The organism is Bifidobacterium sp. LH_389 (assembly GCF_056357235.1).
Genome location: NZ_JBKEVR010000002.1, coordinates 200,398 through 218,090, shown reverse-complemented (window position 1 = coordinate 218,090; position 17,693 = coordinate 200,398). Strand labels below are relative to the sequence as shown.

The window sequence follows — 17,693 nt, the reverse complement described above, 5'->3', positions numbered from 1 at the left end:
AACATAACGCGGCCCATTGTAGTGTGCCCGCGTTACGCACATTTCCCGGTTCCATATGCCGGGCAGGAATACGTGAAGCGCCGGGCCATGCCTCCACATGGCCCGGCGCTTCACGTCTGGATGCCGGAACGGTTCAGACGGCCGGTTCCGGCCGGGGTGCATTCACTGCTCGTTCTGGCCGTGGCACATCTTGTACTTGCGGCCGGAACCGCAGGGGCACTGCGCGTTCTTCGGCGTGCCGGGGAAGGTGCGGCCGTCCGCCCACGGCGTCCTGAGCTCCTCGCTCTTGGGACGCTTGGACGCGGGTACCTTGCCATCCGCGTGGCTCATCGGCGCAGGGCCGACGATCGCTTCCGGCTCGGACTTCTCGGACGCTTCGGACTCAAGTTCCTCGGCGGCCTCGGATTCGGCCTCCTCCTCGGCGGCGTCGGCCTCGTCCCTGTTCTCGTCCTCGGTTTCCGGCTCGGCCGGGGCGCTCAGGCTTTCGGCTTCGGCAGCGTCCTCGGCCGGCTTGGCCTCCTCGATGCCCACGGTCGCCTCGGCGGCGTCCACCGCGGCGTCCTCATCCTTGTTGGAGTCGATGTCCTCGGTGCGGGCGATCTGCTCGATGTCCACGTGGAACAGCAGCTGGATGCTCTCCTCCTTGATCGCCTCGATCATGGAGTTGTACATCTGGTAGCCCTCGCGCTGGTATTCGACCAGCGGGTCGCGCTGGCCCATGCCGCGCAGGCCGATGCCGTCCTTGAGGTAGTCCATCTCGTACAGGTGCTCGCGCCACTTGCGGTCGAGCACGGCGAGCACCACGCGGCGCTCGAGCTGACGGGTGCCTTCCTCGCCGAGCTTGGACTCGCGGGCGGCGTACTGTTCCTTGGCGTCCTTGACGATGAGCTCGACGACGGCCTCCTGGGCCTTCTCGCCCTTCTTGCCCTCGGCGGCGGCCTTGGCGTCGTCCACGCTCACCTTCACGGGGAACACGGTGCCGAGCGCCTTGAACAGGCCATCCCAATCCCAGTCGGCAGGCTTGTCGGAGCCATTGTTCGCGCCGCGCACGTAGGAGGCGACGGTGTCCGTGATGAAGCGCTCGATGTCCTCGTGGATGTCCTCGCCCTGCAGCACGGCCTGACGCTCCTGATAGATGACGGTACGCTGCTTGTTCATCACGTCGTCGTACTTGAGCACGTTCTTGCGGATCTCGAAGTTGCGGGATTCCACGGCCTTCTGCGCGTTGCGCACGCCCTTGGAAACGCTCTTCGACTCGATCGGCTCGCCCTCCGGCATGCCCTTGGCCATCACGCGGGCCACGAGCTGCGTGTTGAACAGACGCATGAGGTCATCCTCGAGGGACAGGTAGAAGCGAGATTCTCCCGGATCGCCCTGACGGCCGGAACGACCGCGCAGCTGGTTGTCGATACGGCGGGATTCATGGCGTTCGGTGCCGAGCACGTACAGGCCACCGAGCTTCTTGACCTCCTCGTGCTCGTCCTTGACCTGCGCCTTGACGGCGGCGAGGGTCTCGGGCCACAGGCGCTCGTAGTCCTCCGGGGTGTCCTCCGGGGAATAGCCCTGCGCCTTGAGCTTGGCGTCGGCGAGAAACTCGACGTTGCCGCCGAGCATGATGTCGGTACCGCGGCCGGCCATGTTGGTGGCCACGGTGACGGCTCCCTTGCGGCCGGCGACCGCGACGACTGCGGCCTCCTTGGCGTGCTGCTTGGCGTTGAGCACCTGATGCGGAATGCCGGCCACGTCGAGCAGCGAGGAGACGACCTCGGAGGATTCCACGGACGCGGTACCCAGCAGCACCGGCTGGCCGGTGGCGTGGCGCTTGGCCACGTCGCGCACGATCGCGGTCAGCTTCTCCTTCTTGGTGCGATAGATGAGGTCGTCCTGATCCTTGCGGATCATCGGACGGTTGGTCGGAATGGGCAGCACGCCGAGCTTGTAGGTACCCATGAACTCGGCTGCCTCGGTCTCGGCCGTACCGGTCATGCCGGCGAGCTTGTCGTACATGCGGAAGTAGTTCTGCAGGGTGATGGTGGCGAAGGTCTGATTCTCGGCCTTGACCTCCACGCCTTCCTTGGCCTCGATGGCCTGATGCAGGCCCTCGTTGTAGCGGCGGCCCGGCAGGATGCGGCCGGTGTGCTCGTCGACGATGAGCACCTCGCCGTTGGTGACCACGTAGTCGCGGTCGCGCAGGAACAGTTCCTTGGCCTTGATGGCGTTGTTGAGGTAGCCGATCAGGGCGGTGTTGCTCGGCTCGTACAGGTTGTCGATGCCGAGGTAGTCCTCCACCTTGCTGATGCCCGGGTCGAGGATGCCGACGACCTTCTTCTTCTCGTCCACCTCGTAGTCCTCGTCGCGGGTGAGCTTGAGGACCAGACGCGCGAACTGGCGGTACCAGCGGCTCACGTCGCCCTCGGCGGGCCCGGAGATGATGAGCGGGGTACGGGCCTCGTCGATGAGGATGGAATCGACCTCGTCCACGATGGCGAAGTGGTGGCCGCGCTGGACCAGATCCGACTTCTCCCACGCCATGTTGTCGCGCAGGTAGTCGAAGCCGAACTCGTTGTTGGTGCCGTAGGTGATGTCCGCGTTGTACTGCTTGCGGCGCTCCGGGGGCTTCTGATCGGTGATGATGCAACCGACCGACATGCCGAGGAAGCGGTAGATGCGGCCCATGAGCTCGCTCTGGTAGCTGGCGAGGTAGTCGTTGACGGTGACGACGTGCACGCCCTTGCCTTCGAGCGCGTTGAGGTAGCTCGGCAGCGTGGCGACAAGGGTCTTGCCTTCGCCGGTCTTCATTTCCGCGATGTTGCCCCAGTGCAGGGCGGCGCCGCCCATGAGCTGCACGTCGAAGTGACGCTGGCCCAGCGTGCGCTTGGAGACCTCGCGCACGGTGGCGAACGCCTCCGGCATCAGGGAATCCAGCGATTCGCCGTTCTCAATGCGCTGCTTGAACTTGCCGGTCTGCGCCTTGAGATCCTCGTCGCTGAGGGCGGAAATCTCCTCTTCCTTGGCGTTCACCGCCTTGGCCACATTCTCGAGCTTCTTGATCTGGTGGCCTTCGCCCATGCGCAGGGCTTTGTCCAGGATGTTTACCACGTTATGCTCCTCATTGCTGTCCGTCAGGCACAAACTTCGACCATACTACGCGAACGCTGGGATTTTCGCTCCTACCGGTCCACGGCATGAAAAATCCCGCGCCGCAGGGTGCGACGCGGGACATGCGGTTCATGTGCCGCCCTGTCGAATCAGGCCTCGGCCTTCTTCACGTTCTCCGGGGTATCGATCTCGAACACGCCGTAGCTCCAGCCGTGACGGTGGTAGACGACGGAGGGACGGCCGGTCTCCTTGTTGACGAACAGGAAGAAGTCATGGCCGATGAGCTCCATCTCGTACAGCGCCTCGTCGATGCTCATGGGCTCGGCGATGTGCAACTTGCGGCGGATGACGATCGGGGTGTCGCCCACCTGCACCTCCACGGATTCGCCCGGTCCCAGATCGGATGCCACCGCGGCGGCCGGGCTGTTGTTCGGCTCCTCCTCCGGCTCCTCGGGCTCCTCTTGGGGCGCGACGACGCCCAGATCCACCGGCACCGGGTTGGTGTAGCCGCGGCGATGGTCCTTGCGACGGTCACGCGTGCGGCGCAGGCGCAGGGTGAGCTTGTCCAGCGCCATGTCCAGCGCGCTGAACTCGTCGGTGCTCGAAGCCTCGGCACGCACCACGGTCCGACCGGCGATCACGGTGATCTCCACGCGCTTGGCGGTGTCGGCCTGACGCGGGTTGCCTTCGTGCGTCAGCACGATCTGCGCGCGGGAAGCGTCCGGGGCGATGGTGGTCACACGATTCATCTTGCTTTCGACGACGTCACGGAACCTCTGCTTGACCTGAGTGTGCCGGCCGGTAACGACGATTTCCATGGTGACCTCCTATAGCTCAAGCGGTTGCCCGCTCTGTGTGCCGGATCGGCGTCCTCGCCGTCCGGGTAATTGTTCATTGTAGCCGAACGCCGGGTTACATACGGGAAAACTCGCCCGAGTTTTGCTGGGAAAATACCGCGATTCCACTTGGCCGTCGGCTCTGGTATGCTGGACCATTTGAGACCCCTTGATGGCCGCGGCCCCGCCCTCGTGGCGGGACTGAGGAACTTCCGGGCTCCGCAGAGCACGATGGCGGATAACGTCCGCCCAGGGCGACCTGAGAGATAGCGCAGCAGAGAACAGACCGCCTTCCGGCTTCGGCCGGACGGTAAGGGTGAAACGGCGGTGTAAGAGACCACCGGGCCTCCGGCAACGGCAGGCCGCATGGCAAGCCTCATCGGGAGCAAGGCCAAGCAGAGGACTATTGGGTTGCTCGCCCGCGTCCTCGGGTAGGCTGCTAGAGCCTGGCGGCAACGTCAGGTCGAGATGGATGGCCATCCGCGCGCTTCGGCGCGTGACAGAACCCGGGGTATAAGGGGTCTCACATCCTTATCTTTCCGCGTGGTGCCGCATGGTGCCGCATGGTGCCGCGCTGCGCCAACGTACTTGCGCAATGCACTGCACGTCATATCGCATGATCGGTCCAACCCATGCCCTCTATGGCGCGGATTGGACCGATCAGCCGAACAACGCACGGGCGACGGCACGCAGCTCTTCGGGACTGTGCCCCCTGCGCCCGCCGGCCGACCAGAAGCGGCGGTAGCGCACCTCGCGGTCCAGACCGGCGGTCTTGGCGGCAACCTGACGGCCAAGCTCCCAAGCGCATTCCTCGAACACGCCACGCTCGCCCGCTTCGCTCACCGTACGTGCGGCCAGCGCCGGATCCACACCCTTGCGCCGCAATTCCTGCAAGGCGCCCCTCGCTCCCATGTTGCGGGCGATGCAGGTGCGCAGCACCGATTGCGCATAGGCCTCGTCATCCAGCAGGCTGACCTCGATGAGTCGGGCGATCACCCGGTCCACCACGGCCGGCTCGTACCCCTTGCCACGCAGCCGTTCCGCCAACGCCCCGGAGGCACGCGGGGCCGCGTCGAGCAGGGTCAGCGCCGCCTCGCGGCAGGCATCCTCATCGCCCGGGTCGTCCGGCAGCCGTGTTCCCTGGAATGACAGACGTCCACCATGTTCGTCGTGCTCGTCGCCCGTATATCCGGCATCAGAAACTCCGCCATCCGCCGGAGCTTCGTCGGCCGGACCGTCACCGCCTCCCCTCCGGCTGGCGGCGTACCATCGTTCCGACCCGCGTGCACGCGACCGGCGGGGGAATCCGGTACGTCGACCCGAACGGCTGCGACGGGCGAAAAGACCGTCGTCCGACCCGTCATGCACGCTTCCGAACGAGCCGGCATGACTCACAGAACCCATAGGGCTCGCGCCACCGGCGTCCGACGCATCCGGCCCGGCCTCCTTGCGGGGCTGCCGGACCGGATGCGCGGCAAGGAACTGCTCCACGCTGATCATGCGTCGACGGTCCCTGCACTACTTGGTTGCGGCAGCGGCACCGGCCTTCGCGTCCGCCGAAGCGCCGGCATCCGTGCCAGTGGACGTTGCGGCCTCGGCCGAGGCACCAGCATCCTTCGCCTCGCCCGTGCCGTCGCCAGACGTCCCGTCAGCCTCGCCCGCTTCGGCATCCGGGTCGGGCAGCAGACCGAACTTGATCTTGATCTTGTTCTCCAGCTCCTCGCGCAGTTCGGGGTTGTCCTTGAGGAACTGACGGGCCTTCTCGCGGCCCTGACCGAGCTGACCGTCCTCGTAGAGCAACCACGAGCCGGACTTCTTGATGATGCCCACCTGCTGGCCCAGATCGAGCACCGAGCCTTCCTCGGAGATGCCCTGACCGTAGAGCATGTCGAATTCGGCGACCTTGAAGGGCGGGGCCATCTTGTTCTTCACCACCTTGACCTTGGTGCGGTTGCCGATGGCCTCCTCGCCGTTCTTGATGGTTTGGATACGGCGGATGTCCAGTCGGACCGAAGCGTAGAACTTGAGTGCCTTGCCGCCGGTGGTGGTCTCCGGGCTGCCGAAGAACACGCCGATCTTCTCGCGCAGCTGGTTGATGAAGATGGCCGTCGTGCCGGCCTGTGCCAGCGCACCGGTCATCTTGCGCAGCGCCTGGCTCATGAGCCTGGCCTGCAGGCCGACGTGGCTGTCACCCATGTCGCCGTCGATCTCCGCCTTGGGCACCAGGGCCGCGACCGAGTCGATGACGATCACGTCCAGCGCGCCGGAGCGGATGAGCATGTCCGCGATTTCCAGCGCCTGTTCGCCATTGTCCGGCTGGGAGACGATGAGCGAATCCGTGTCCACACCCAGCTTGCGCGCGTACTCCGGATCAAGCGCATGCTCGGCGTCGATGAACGCCGCCACGCCGCCACCGCGCTGTGCATTGGCGACCACCTGCAGCGCGAGCGTGGTCTTGCCGGAGGATTCCGGACCGTACACCTCCACGATGCGGCCCTTGGGCAGTCCCCCGATGCCCAGCGCCATGTCCAGCGCGAGCGAACCAGTCGAGATGACCTCGACGTTCTGCAACGGCTTGTCCCCCAGGCGCATGGCCGACCCCTTGCCGAAGCTCTTCTCCACTTGGGCCAAGGCGGTGTCCAGCGCGGCCTTGCGCTTGTCCGCCGCAGCCTGTTCCTTCTTGTCTGTCTGCTGTGCCATCCGGCTCTCCTTGCGTTCGTTGTCCAGCAACCGCTTTCCCACGGTACGATCGCCCGGTGTCCGCATTCAAGCCGGACGGGGCACTGTGGTCGAATGTGCCCCTCCGAAGCGGGTTTCGGGCGTGTCGCACCGCGGACATATCCACATGTGGACGACTGGTACCCGACTATAGCGCAAGGTACGAACAGATGTTCGAATAGACACGCCGATAGCCATGGACGACCGGTACGCCCGCAGCCCCCATGCGCAGCGCTGATCAGCCGCGGAATCCGTGAGGCTTAGGCGGTGCCGTATGGTCATGGTCATGCCCCCAACGCCGGGAGTCGGGCACGTCCATCTGGTCACACAGCACGTTCCAGACGGTGCGCGGCTCCTCCCCCGCGGCCAGCGCCTCCACCACGGTCATCGACCCCAGAGCGGTCAGCTGCTGGTCATGGGCGATGGACCGGCCGTAGGACCGGCCGAACACTTCCTCGAGCAGCTGCCAGAATTCACGTTCATGCACGTGCGCCAGTGTACGTGCACTACCCGAAACCGCAAATTTGCCATGTTGCGCATCCTACAGACCTCAAACGGCCCGCAGGATGCGCAACATCGCAAATCTGCGAGATCGGTCAGCCTTCGAAGGACTCGAGGTAGTCCGCCACCATGCGCAGCATCTGCGAGACGCTCACGCCGAGCGATTCGGCGATGGAGCTCAGCAGTTCGGAGCTGGCCTCCTTCTGGCCGCGCTCCACCTCGGACAGGTAACCGAGCGACACGCCGGCCTTGGCGGACACTTCGCGCAGGGTCTTGCGATCCTTGGTGCGCAGGTCACGCAGCACGTGGCCAATCGCCCCGCGAAGGGACACGGACTGCTCGCGGCGGCGATCCTCACCGTCACGGCGCATCGGCTCGGAGGCGGAGGACGGGGAATGCACGCCGCCTTCCTCCAGACCCCACATGCGGTTCTTCGCCGCGTCGCGCTCGTCCTTGGCCTTCTTGGCCGCACGGGCGCGCAGCACCTGCTGCTGGGCGAACAGTACCGCGCGTTGTTGCGCCGGGGTCAGGTCACGCATACGGGTTCCCGTCTCGCGTGCCACGGGCTTGACGCACGTGCAGGTGGTCGCATCGGATGAAGGACTCATCGCCATGGTTTCGGTCGCCGTCATCGCATACCCCTTTCATCGGTTTCACTAATCCGGTCAACACTGCCCGCAGCATGATTATTCCCAAGGAGAACGCCAACGTGACGCAGTTCACATCCGCAGGACGCGCCCGTCGCACCCGTCACCGAGCGCGCGGAGCCACGGGAGGCACGGCGGACAGGGACGTGGTCAGATGGCGCAGCACATGCAGAACAGTACTCAGGCGGACCGCCTCGCGCGATCCGTTGAGATGCAGTTCGTAGGTCTCGACGCCGAGCGCGCCGGTGGCGTCCGGAATCGCCAGACCGACGTACACCAGACCGGCTGGCTTGTCCCCGTCCGGCCCTGGCCCGGCCACCCCTGTGGTGGACAGTCCGATGACGTGCCCCTCACGGCCGGGACGCGTATACAGTCCGGCCGTACCTGCCGCCATCTGCGCGGCCACGTCGGCCTGCACGGCACCGCCCTCGGCGAGCAGCCCGGCGTCCACGCCGAGGATCGCGGCCTTGGCGGCGATGTCGTAGGTGACCGCGGAGCCGAGGAACACCCTGGAGGCACCGGGAATGCGCACGAATGCGTCGGCGAGGAGCCCGCCGGTGAGCGATTCGGAGGCCGCGATATACAACCCTCTGCGTTCGCACATGTTGAGTGCCATGGTCGCGAGTTCGTCGCGGCGGGGCTGGGCGCTGTCGCCGGCCATCAGTCACGCCCCTTGTCCCGGGCCGCGCCGGCGGCCTGCACGGTCTTGACCACGTATTCGAGCCCGGAATACCAGCACAGCACGAGGGCCACCACGAGCAGCAGCATGCCGATCGCATAGAATCCGCGCACCGCCCCATCCGAAAGCCAGCCGAGCGACCACGCCGGGGCGAGCAGCATGGTCAGGGCGATGCACTGGAAGAGCGTCTTGAGCTTGCCGGGCCATGCGGCGGCGATCACCTTGCCGCCCGTGTCGATCACGAGGAAGCGCATGACGGTGATGCCGATCTCGCGCACCAGGAACAGCACGGTGATCCACCACGCCACCTCGCCGAATGCGGAGAGCACGATGAGCGTGACCAGCACGAGCAGCTTGTCCGCGATGGGATCCATGAGCTTGCCGAGTTCGGTGACCGCATTGGTGCGGCGGGCGAGCCAGCCGTCAAGCTTGTCGGTCGAGGCGGCCACGAGGAACACCGCTGCGCAGGCCCAGCGCAGCGTCACGTTGACGCCCGTGCCGGACAGCGCATCGCCTACGGGCAGGCCGAACCGTCCGGGATTCGCCAGCTCGGCGGTGGGCTGGGCCCCGGCGAGAACGAGCAGCACCACAAACACCGCCACCAGCAGGATGCGCGCGTAGGTGACCAGATTCGGCGCACTGTTCCAGCCCTCCAGCAGCGAGCGCCTTTCGTTGCGTTCCGCCACGGCGTCTCCTTTCCGTTTCAGTTCATGTCCCGCGGTATCGCGGGGACGATGGCAGGTCCCGGCAAGTTCAGGAAGCCGGAACCACGCCTCCCACGGTATCGCGGGGACGCTACGTTTCAGTCAACACCTGCGCCGGAAACGTCGTACCCGGCATCCGCTTGCGCACCCGGCTGAACGCCTGCGGACGCGGGAGCCCGGACGGACGACTGCAACGAGCTCGTCTCGCCGCGGATGAACGCCAGCACGGCCGGCAGGTCCTGCGGCTGGACGAGCACCTCGCGCGCCTTGGAGCCTTCCGAAGGGCCCACCACGCCGCGCGATTCGAGCAGGTCCATGAGTCGGCCCGCCTTGGCGAAGCCGACGCGCAGCTTGCGCTGGAGCATGGAGGTGGACCCGAACTGCGAGGTGACCACGAGTTCGGCGGCCTGCAGCAGGAGCTCCATGTCGTCGCCGATCTCCTCGTCCGGCTCCACGGCGGCCTTCTCCGCATCCTTGGCCATCTGTTCGATGTCCTCGCGATAGTGGGGCTTGCGCTGCGTGCGCACGAACTCCACGGCCTTGCGGATCTCCGATTCGGACACCCACGAGCCCTGCACACGCACCGGCTTGGCCTCGCCCATGGGCAGGAACAGCGCGTCGCCCTGACCGATCAGCGTCTCCGCGCCCACTGTGTCGAGGATCACGCGCGAATCGGTGGCCGAGGAGGTGGCGAACGCCAGACGGGACGGGATGTTCGCCTTGATGAGACCGGTGACCACGTCCACGCTCGGGCGCTGCGTGGCGAGCACCAGATGCACCCCGGCCGCACGAGCCAGCTGGGTGATGCGCTGGATGGAGCTTTCCACGTCGTTCTTGGCGACCATCATGAGGTCGGCCATCTCGTCCACCACCACGAGGATGTACGGGTAGGGCGCCACCTTGCGGTTCGAGCCAGCGGGCGCGTGGACCTTGCCGGCGCGCACGGCCTCGTTGAAGTCCTTGACGTGGCGGAAGCCGAAGAACTCAAGGTCCGAGTAGCGTGCGTCCATCTCCTTGACCACCCATTCGAGGGCCTGCGCGGCCTTCTTCGGGTCGGTGATGATGGGCGTGAGCAGATGCGGGATACCCGCGTAGGCGGACAGCTCCACGCGCTTGGGGTCGACCATGATGAGCCGCACCTGCTCCGGCGTGGCGCGCATGATGATCGACGTGAGCATGGAGTTGATGAAGCTGGACTTGCCCGAGCCGGTGGCGCCGGCGACGAGCAGGTGCGGCATCTTGGTCAGGTCCGCGGTGACGAACTTGCCCTCCACGTCCTTGCCCACGCCGGTGAGCATGGGGTTGGGGTCGTTGCGGGCCTTGTCGGAGCGCAGCACGTCGCCCAGATGGACGATCTCGCGGTCCACGTTGGGGATTTCGATGCCGATGGCGGACTTGCCGGGGATGGGTGAGAGGATGCGCACGTCCGAGCTGGCGACCGCGTAGGCGATGTTCTTCTGGAGGTTGGTGACCTTCTCGACCTTGACGCCGGGACCGAGCTCCACCTCGTACTGGGTGACCGAAGGCCCGCGCAGGAAGCCGACGACCTTGGCGTCCACGTTGAACTGCTGGAACGTGGATGTCAGGGCGGCGATCACGCGGTCGTTGGCAGGCGTGCGCGCCTGATGCGGCTGGCCCTGCACGAGGATGTTCAGGTCCGGCAGGCGGTAGACCGACGGGTCGGAGTCCAGATCGCTTCGACCGTCCTGAATATCCGGACCGTCCGAGCCGTTCTGGCCGTCGGCTGCGTCCATGGAGGTCTGGTCCGCGGAGGATGCGGGCATGGCGGCCGTTTCGCCGGCCGGGCCGATGTCCCACGGATCGACAGCGGACGGCACCGGTGCCATCGCTGCGGTTGGGGCCTCACCCGTCCCGTCCGCGGCGGGGGTCTGATGCGGTTCGCCGGAGCGGACCGAGCGTGCGGACGGCTGCAGGAACTCGGGCAGCGCAGCGGTCCTGCCGTCCGACTGTGCGGACCGCGGCATGGACTGGGACACGGCTTGGGACATGGATTCGGCAGCAGACAGGCCTGCGGAGGAAGCCGTGCGCGGCACGAGCGGGGTCTCCGCACTCTGGCCGTGATGGACGGCGGCATGCTCGAACGCCTCGTCGCCGGCGTACCGGTCGAGCGAACGATCGTCGCCATCCTTGGGGCGTCGCCTGAACAGGCGGGAGAACCATGACGGCTTGGCAACCGAATCGTCGGGCTCGTCCGTGCCGTCGTGCGCGGGCACCCCATCCGCAAGGGCAAGCGTGGTGTCCCCCAGACGCACCTCGTTGGGGAACTGCTCGGTTCCGTCGTCCGCACCCCGGCTGGCGGAGGAGGAGCGGACGCGGCCCAGTCGCTCGGCGATGTCGTGCGCCTTGTCGGGCAGATCGGTGACGTGCGAGCGGGTGATGAGCAGCAGGGAGAACAGCGCCACGACCACGAATACCACGATCGCGAACGCCTTGGAAAGCCCCCACGCCAGCGGCGAGCCGAGCACGAAGCCGAGCAGGCCGCCCGCGTTCTGCAGCGCGCGGATGTCGAAGCCGCGCACGTCGGAGGCGCCGGCCGCGTCGATGATCGAGCAGACGGACCACAGCAGCAGCACCCAGCCGCTCACCACGCGCGGATTGTCCGAGCCCTTGCCGGAATTGCGCATCAGGCGCACGGCCACGATCATGAGCAGGACCGGCAGCACCACGCTCATCACGCCGAACACCCCGGAGGCCACGGCGTGCAGGGCCAGTCCGAGCGCACCCTGGACGCGGAACCATTCGCTCGCCACGAAGAAGATCGCCAGCACGATGAGCACGAAGCACAGGCCGTCGCGGCGGTAGACCGGATCGTACTCCCCCACGCCGGTGAGCGAGCGGACCATAGCGCCAAGCTGCCTGGGAACGAACAGCAGAGCGCGTTTGCCCAGCGACTCCTGCATGCCGTCCTGTGCGGAGGGTCGCGGCGAGGAGGCCCCGCCCCTGCTGCCGGCCGCGGACCCGTTCCCCTTCTTCGATGATGATGCTTCTCGTGCCATAACGTCCCCTAGCGTACCCGACCGGCTCGGCATGGCGCCGGCTCGCGGCGGATTCGCCACAAAATCCGACGTGCGCAAGGCGGCGGGACGCACAGCGGACCTGCGTCAGTCCTGAACGTCTCCCAGATGATGCTGGACGTACTCGTCGGCCTTGGCGTCGATGGCGTCGTAGTTGCCGGCGTCCGCGTGGTCGATGATGGCGAGCGCGTTGTCCAGCAGCGCGGGATTCAGGGCCTGCAACCAGTGGATGCGCGGGTCGCGGCCGAACCAGCCCATCTGCTTGCGGGCCAGACGGCAGGTCTTCTGCGCCACGTCGGCGAACGCCTCGTCCTCGTCCGTCAGGCCGCCGAGCACGTCGATCATCTGCTGGTAGCCGAGCGCGCGCCCGGCCGTGAATCCGAGCCGCGGACGCAGCCGGCGCACCTCGTCGAGGAATCCCTGCTCGCGCATGAGCCGGGTGCGTAGCGCGATGCGGCGATCCAGCTCGCGCCGGTCCATGTCGAGGCCTATCTGCACGCACGGGATCACGTACCGGTAGCGCGGCAGGCTCGCCGAATACGGCCGGCCGGTGATGGCGATGACCTCCAGCGCACGCACGGTACGGCGCACGTTGTGCGGGTCCATGCGGGAAGCGGCCTCGGGATCCTTGGCCTTCAGCTCGTCGAACAGCAGGCCAGATCCCTCCGTCTCGGCGCGGCGCTCCAGACCGGCGCGCACCTGCGGGTCCGTGCCGGGGAAGGAGATGTCGTCGATGGCGGCACGCGCGTACAGGCCGGAGCCGCCCACCAGAATGGGCCTGACGCCGCGCGACTGCAGGTCGCGGATGCATGCGCGCGCCAGTGTCTGGAAGCGCGCCACGCTCATGGCATCGTCCGGCTCGATAATGTCGATGAGGTGGTGCGGCACGGCGGCCCGCTCCTCCGGACTTGGCTTCGCGGTGCCGATGTCCATGCCGCGGTACATCTGGTAGGCGTCCGCATTGACGATCTCGGCCCGCTCGCCCCGCTCGGCGAGCGCCCGCGCGACGGCAATGCCGAGGCCGGTCTTGCCGGATGCGGTGGGTCCGACGATCGAGACGACGCGGGGCGCGGCGCAGGACGGCTCAGCGGCGGACGGCATAGGTCTGCCCCGCCTTCGGATCGGGATCGGCGATGAGGTTGTGGCGCGCCGCATGGGTGACCGTGGCGATGACGAAATCGCCCACCTGCGGCTCCGGGAAGCCCTCCGGCACGCCGATGTGCACCAGCACGCCGGTGCGTTCACGCCCGGTGACGCGCTTGGTGGCGGCGTCCTTCTTGCCGTGCGTGCCGGTGATCATCACCTCCACGTCGCGCCCCTCGAATTTCTTCATCCCCTCCTCGGTGATGCGCTCCTGCAGGGCGAGCAGACGGTCGAAGCGGGCCTGCACCACGTCCTTGGGCACCTGCGGCATGGAGGCGGCGGGCGTGCCGGGGCGCGGCGAGTACTCGAACGTGAACGCGGAGGAGAACCGAGCCTCCTCGACCACGCGCATGGTGTCCTCGAAGTCCTCCTCCGTCTCCCCGGGGAAGCCGACGATGATGTCGGTGGAGATCTGCGCGTCCGGCATGGCCTCGCGCACCTTGCCCAGGATGGCCATGAACTTGGCCGTGCGGTAGCTGCGGTGCATGGCCCTGAGGATCCTGTCCGAGCCCGACTGCAGCGGCATGTGCAGCTGGTGCATCACGTTGGGCGTCTCGGCCATGGCGGCGATCACGTCGTCGGTGAACGCGGCCGGGTGCGGGGACGTGAATCGCACGCGTTCCAGGCCGTCGATCTCGCCGCACGCGCGCAGCAGCTTCGAGAACGCATACCGGTCGCCCATGGCGTAGCCGAACGAGTTCACGTTCTGGCCCAGCAGCGTGACCTCCTTGGCGCCGTTGTCCACGCACCGGCGCACCTCGTCGAGGATGTCCCCGGGGCGGCGGTCCCGCTCGCGGCCGCGCGTGGTGGGCACGATGCAGAACGTGCACGTGTTGTTGCATCCCACGGAGATGGACACCCACGCGCTCACCCTGGAGGCGCGGGCGGCGGGCAGCTGGCTCGGAAAAACGGTGAGCCGGTCGCTCACCTCGGTCTGGGGCAGACCGGTCGCGCGGTTCTGTTCGAGCAGCGCCGGCAGGCTGCCGATGTTCTTCGTGCCGAACACGGCGGCCGTCCACGGGGCGCGGGCGGCGATGCGCTCGCGGTCCAGCTGGGCCATGCAGCCGCCCACGGCGATCTGCAGGTTGGGCCGCTGGCGCTTGCGCTCCGCCCACAGGCCCAGCGTGCCGTACATGCGTTCGGCGGCGTTCTCGCGCACCGCGCACGTGTTGAGCACGATGAGGTCCACGTCGCAGTCGGCGGCCTGCTCCTGCGTGGCGGCCACGTAGCCGGCCTGTTCGAGTACGCCGGCGATGCGCTCGGAATCGTGCACGTTCATCTGGCATCCCAGGGTGTGCACGGTGAACACGCCCTTGCCGCGGCCGGCCCGTGCGCTTTCGCCGGCGTCGGAGGTCTTCGAGGCGCGCTCCGCCTCGGTCATCATCGCTTCGTCCATAACGGCCCATCCTATCCGCGGGGGTTGAACAGCAGCGCGACCACACCGGCGGGAGGTGTCGATTGTTCCCAGTGAACGCTCAGGAAACCGGTTTGATCCCCGGTACAATGGTGGCGTGATTCTAGACCGACACAGCCGTATCAACACCTCCGAAATCCAGGCCCGTCTGAAGAGCATCAACCTTGGCGATGCGCGCTTCGACCCCGCGGAAGTCGGCAGGTTCATCGACATGATGCAGATCTACGAAGGCGCCATGTACGAGATCAGCACCAAGCTGGAAATCCTCGACGACGAATTCCAGGTGCGCTTCAGCCATGATCCGGTCCACCACATGGAGCGCCGGCTCAAATCCGTCAACTCGATCATCGGCAAGCTCGAGCGCAAGGGGCTGCCCGTCTCCGTCGCCTCCGTGCGCGACCACCTGTTCGACGTGGCCGGCATCCGCGTAATCTGCAACTACCGGGACGACGTCTACTCCGTATCCAACTACCTGTCCGCCCAGTCCGACATCCAGGTGCTGCGCGTCAAGGACTACATCAAGAACCCCAAGGTGAACGGGTACCGGTCCCTGCACGTCATCTACGCCGTGCCCGTGTTCCTGTCCTCCGGACCGCACTACACGCCCGTGGAGGTGCAGTTCCGCACCATCGCCATGGACTACTGGGCCAGTCTGGAGCACGCCCTGCGCTACAAGACCGACCTGCCGGACGCCAAGCTCAACGAGCATTCGCAGACGCTGCTCGACTGTGCGCGCAGCCTGCAGAACATCGAGGTGCAGATGCAGAACATCCACCGCGACATCAACGGCGCGCCCCGCATGGAAGGGCAATCGCCGGCGGCCGGGCACTGATTCGCCGGACCGCCGGCGGAAACGCCGGAAGCCGAAGCGCTAGAAGTCGAAGTTGTCCGGGTCGGAGCCCTGACGGCGGTTGATGCCGAGGTTGGACAGGGCGTGCATGTCCTGATCGGAGAGCTCGAAGTCGAAGACGTCGAAGTTCTGACGGATGCGCTCCTCGTGGATGGACTTGGGGATCACCACCACCCCGCGCTGCAGGTGCCAGCGGATGATCGCCTGTGCCGGGGACTTGCCGTACTTCGCGGCCACTGCGGCCACGGTCGGGTTGCCGAGCAGGCTGCCGCCGGTGCCGCCGAGCGGGCTCCACGCCTCCACGGCAATGCCCTGCGCGTGGTCCCAGTCGATGAGTTCCTGGTTCGGGAACTGCGGGCTGGACTCGATCTGGTCGGCCGCCGGGGTCAGGTCGGAGAAGGAACGCAGCTCCTCGATGTGGTGGCGGTGGAAGTTGCTCACGCCGACCGCGCGGATGCGGCGCTCGTTGTACAGCTCCTCCAGCTGCTCCCACGCCTTCTGCCAGCCGTCCGCCGGCCAGTGGATGAGGTAGAGGTCCACGTAGTCGGTGCCGAGGCGGTCGAGGCTTTCGAAGAACGCGTCGCGGGCACGGCCGTCGCGCACGTCCTGGTTCCACAGCTTGGTGGTCAGGAAGATGTCGCGGCGCTTCACGCCGGACTCGCGGATGCCCTGTCCCACGGACTCCTCGTTGTTATAGGCGCGGGCGGTGTCGATGTGCCGGTAGCCGGCCTCGAGCGCCCAGCGCACCGCGTCGACGGTCTCCTCTCCCGCCTTGGTACGGAACACGCCCAGACCGAGCTGCGGGATCGTGATGCCGTTGTTCAACGTGACGACGGGCTGGTTGACGGTGGGCTCATCGGCCATGACTGCCTCCTTGTGACTGATCCGCGTGCGGCGGATGCGGGTGCCTCCATGATATCCGGGGCGGGGCCGAACCGGCAGGCCATTGCACGCGGTTGCCGGGCTTGCGCTCAGGGCATATTCATCATTTCGTAAGGTTGCACCCGTAGGATGGCAGGTACTTGGACAACGAGAAGGAGCCAACATGTCGTTCGGTCGCATTCCCGACAGCAATCAGGGCCAGACCCCGTACGGCCAGCCGTACGCCGGGCCGCAGCCCCAGCAGACGCAATACCAGCAGGCGCCGTACCAGCAGCCGTACAACCCCAACTACGCCGCGCAGCCCGGCGCAGGCACCGCTACCATGGACGCGGGGGTGGCCTATTCGCATGACACGTTCGAGAAGGCCCGCCGCGTATCCATCACCAAGGCCTACGGCGAGATGACCCTCGGCCTGCTCGTGACGGCCGCGGTGGCCGTGCTCACGCAGGTCACCGGCGCGCTGTACGCGTACCTGTCCGTCACTGGCGGCCTTGGCTGGATCCTTCTGGCCGTGGCTCAGGTGGGACTGGCCATCTTCCTTGGCGCGCGCATCATGAAGCTCTCCCCCGGCGCGGCCCGCGCCATGTTCTACGCATATGCCGCGCTCATGGGCTTCACCCTGAGCTCCATCTTTGCGGTGTACGACCTCGGCAGCATCGGCATCGTCCTGCTCCTGTGCGCCGGATTCTTCTTCGCCCTGACCATGCTGGGCCTGACCACCAAGGTGGACATGCTCAAGGCCGGGCCGATCCTCATGGTGGCGCTCATCGTGCTCATCGTCTCCCAGCTGCTTGTCATGTGGCTGTTCCCGTCCGACGGCGCCATGCAGCTCATCGCCGCGATCGGCGTGGTGCTGTTCGCCGGCATGACCGTGTACGACGCCCAGGCCACGCGCGCCATCTTCCGCCAGTACCAGAACCAGGGCCCGGAGATGGTGCAGCGGGTGTCGATCATCTGCGCGCTGAACCTGTACCTCGACTTCGTGAACATGTTCCTATACCTGCTGCAGCTGTTCGGCAACCGCGACTGACGGTCATAACGGTCCGGACCGCGCGGACCTGCGTTCCAGCGGTCTGAGCCGTCCGTCAATGGCCCGGTTCCCGCACCGTTTCGTGCGGAGCCGGGCCATTGCCATATTTCATGCGAGCATCGTTGCAGGCTTTCCGAGGCACGCTCATGCGCGGA

Annotated in this window: 14 protein-coding genes and 1 other RNA gene; 3 read left to right on the top strand and 12 right to left on the bottom strand. The window is 66.7% G+C overall.

Annotated features, from left to right (window positions below; genetic code table 11):
- Nucleotides 1–162: 162 nt before the first annotated feature.
- Nucleotides 163–3,099 carry a preprotein translocase subunit SecA gene (secA, locus tag AC1AZA_RS03315; protein WP_476513318.1) on the bottom strand — a complete coding sequence of 979 codons (2,937 nt, stop codon included), beginning with the start codon at nt 3,097–3,099 and terminating at the stop codon, nt 163–165.
- A 149-nt stretch (nt 3,100–3,248) separates the two neighbouring features.
- Nucleotides 3,249–3,917 carry a ribosome hibernation-promoting factor, HPF/YfiA family gene (gene hpf, locus AC1AZA_RS03310; RefSeq protein WP_476513317.1) on the bottom strand — a complete coding sequence of 223 codons (669 nt, stop codon included), beginning with the start codon at nt 3,915–3,917 and terminating at the stop codon, nt 3,249–3,251.
- 178 nt (nt 3,918–4,095) lie between these two features.
- On the opposite strand from hpf, the gene rnpB reads away from it, so the two are divergent.
- An RNA gene (gene rnpB, locus AC1AZA_RS03305) (RNase P RNA component class A) lies at nt 4,096–4,465 on the top strand.
- Nucleotides 4,466–4,595: 130 nt separating this feature from the next.
- Here the strand turns inward: rnpB and AC1AZA_RS03300 are convergent.
- The 9 genes from AC1AZA_RS03300 to miaB form a co-directional block, all read right to left on the bottom strand.
- Nucleotides 4,596–5,339, bottom strand: coding sequence for a regulatory protein RecX (locus AC1AZA_RS03300; RefSeq protein ID WP_476513493.1), 744 nt, complete (start codon nt 5,337–5,339; stop codon nt 4,596–4,598).
- Nucleotides 5,340–5,453: 114 nt separating this feature from the next.
- Nucleotides 5,454–6,635, bottom strand: coding sequence for a recombinase RecA (gene recA, locus AC1AZA_RS03295; RefSeq protein WP_476513316.1), 1,182 nt, complete (start codon nt 6,633–6,635; stop codon nt 5,454–5,456).
- A gap of 256 nt (nt 6,636–6,891) precedes the next feature.
- Nucleotides 6,892–7,140, bottom strand: a complete 249-nt coding sequence (locus AC1AZA_RS03290) for a DUF3046 domain-containing protein (RefSeq protein ID WP_476513315.1) — start codon at nt 7,138–7,140, stop codon at nt 6,892–6,894.
- A 109-nt stretch (nt 7,141–7,249) separates the two neighbouring features.
- Nucleotides 7,250–7,762 (bottom strand): helix-turn-helix domain-containing protein, encoded by a 513-nt coding sequence (locus tag AC1AZA_RS03285; RefSeq protein WP_476513492.1) that lies wholly within the window; start codon nt 7,760–7,762, stop codon nt 7,250–7,252.
- A gap of 142 nt (nt 7,763–7,904) precedes the next feature.
- Nucleotides 7,905–8,462 carry a CinA family protein gene (locus AC1AZA_RS03280; protein WP_476513314.1) on the bottom strand — a complete coding sequence of 186 codons (558 nt, stop codon included), beginning with the start codon at nt 8,460–8,462 and terminating at the stop codon, nt 7,905–7,907.
- Nucleotides 8,462–9,166, bottom strand: coding sequence for a CDP-diacylglycerol--glycerol-3-phosphate 3-phosphatidyltransferase (gene pgsA / locus AC1AZA_RS03275; protein ID WP_476513313.1), 705 nt, complete (start codon nt 9,164–9,166; stop codon nt 8,462–8,464). Before pgsA ends, AC1AZA_RS03280 begins: the two co-directional genes overlap by 1 nt.
- A gap of 116 nt (nt 9,167–9,282) precedes the next feature.
- Nucleotides 9,283–12,201, bottom strand: coding sequence for a DNA translocase FtsK (locus tag AC1AZA_RS03270; protein ID WP_476513312.1), 2,919 nt, complete (start codon nt 12,199–12,201; stop codon nt 9,283–9,285).
- 105 nt (nt 12,202–12,306) lie between these two features.
- A complete protein-coding gene (gene miaA / locus AC1AZA_RS03265; protein WP_476513311.1) occupies nt 12,307–13,320 on the bottom strand; it encodes a tRNA (adenosine(37)-N6)-dimethylallyltransferase MiaA in 1,014 nt (337 codons plus the stop codon).
- Nucleotides 13,304–14,758, bottom strand: a complete 1,455-nt coding sequence (gene miaB, locus AC1AZA_RS03260) for a tRNA (N6-isopentenyl adenosine(37)-C2)-methylthiotransferase MiaB (protein ID WP_476513310.1) — start codon at nt 14,756–14,758, stop codon at nt 13,304–13,306. Before miaB ends, miaA begins: the two co-directional genes overlap by 17 nt.
- 115 nt (nt 14,759–14,873) lie before the next feature.
- On the opposite strand from miaB, the gene AC1AZA_RS03255 reads away from it, so the two are divergent.
- Entirely contained in the window at nt 14,874–15,608 is a 735-nt protein-coding gene (locus AC1AZA_RS03255) for a GTP pyrophosphokinase (protein WP_476513309.1), read from the top strand.
- 39 nt (nt 15,609–15,647) lie between these two features.
- Here the strand turns inward: AC1AZA_RS03255 and AC1AZA_RS03250 are convergent, their stop codons facing one another.
- Nucleotides 15,648–16,490, bottom strand: coding sequence for an aldo/keto reductase (locus tag AC1AZA_RS03250; protein WP_476513308.1), 843 nt, complete (start codon nt 16,488–16,490; stop codon nt 15,648–15,650).
- 181 nt (nt 16,491–16,671) lie between these two features.
- Between AC1AZA_RS03250 and AC1AZA_RS03245 the strand changes: the two genes are divergently transcribed.
- Nucleotides 16,672–17,538: a Bax inhibitor-1/YccA family protein gene (locus AC1AZA_RS03245; protein ID WP_476513307.1), complete on the top strand. Its 867-nt coding sequence runs from the start codon at nt 16,672–16,674 to the stop codon at nt 17,536–17,538.
- The last annotated feature ends 155 nt before the right edge of the window (nt 17,539–17,693 follow it).

Excerpts from the sequence above, each read along its gene's own strand:
- hpf (WP_476513317.1), bottom strand. The coding sequence starts at position 3,917 with ATGGAAATCGTCGTTACCGGCCGGCACACTCAGGTCAAGCAGAGGTTC.
- AC1AZA_RS03300 (WP_476513493.1), bottom strand. The coding sequence starts at position 5,339 with ATGGGTTCTGTGAGTCATGCCGGCTCGTTCGGAAGCGTGCATGACGGG.
- recA (WP_476513316.1), bottom strand. The coding sequence starts at position 6,635 with ATGGCACAGCAGACAGACAAGAAGGAACAGGCTGCGGCGGACAAGCGC.
- AC1AZA_RS03285 (WP_476513492.1), bottom strand. The coding sequence starts at position 7,762 with ATGAGTCCTTCATCCGATGCGACCACCTGCACGTGCGTCAAGCCCGTG.
- AC1AZA_RS03280 (WP_476513314.1), bottom strand. The coding sequence starts at position 8,462 with ATGGCCGGCGACAGCGCCCAGCCCCGCCGCGACGAACTCGCGACCATG.
- AC1AZA_RS03270 (WP_476513312.1), bottom strand. The coding sequence starts at position 12,201 with ATGGCACGAGAAGCATCATCATCGAAGAAGGGGAACGGGTCCGCGGCC.
- miaA (WP_476513311.1), bottom strand. The coding sequence starts at position 13,320 with ATGCCGTCCGCCGCTGAGCCGTCCTGCGCCGCGCCCCGCGTCGTCTCG.
- miaB (WP_476513310.1), bottom strand. The coding sequence starts at position 14,758 with ATGGACGAAGCGATGATGACCGAGGCGGAGCGCGCCTCGAAGACCTCC.
- AC1AZA_RS03250 (WP_476513308.1), bottom strand. The coding sequence starts at position 16,490 with ATGGCCGATGAGCCCACCGTCAACCAGCCCGTCGTCACGTTGAACAAC.
- AC1AZA_RS03245 (WP_476513307.1), top strand. The coding sequence starts at position 16,672 with ATGTCGTTCGGTCGCATTCCCGACAGCAATCAGGGCCAGACCCCGTAC.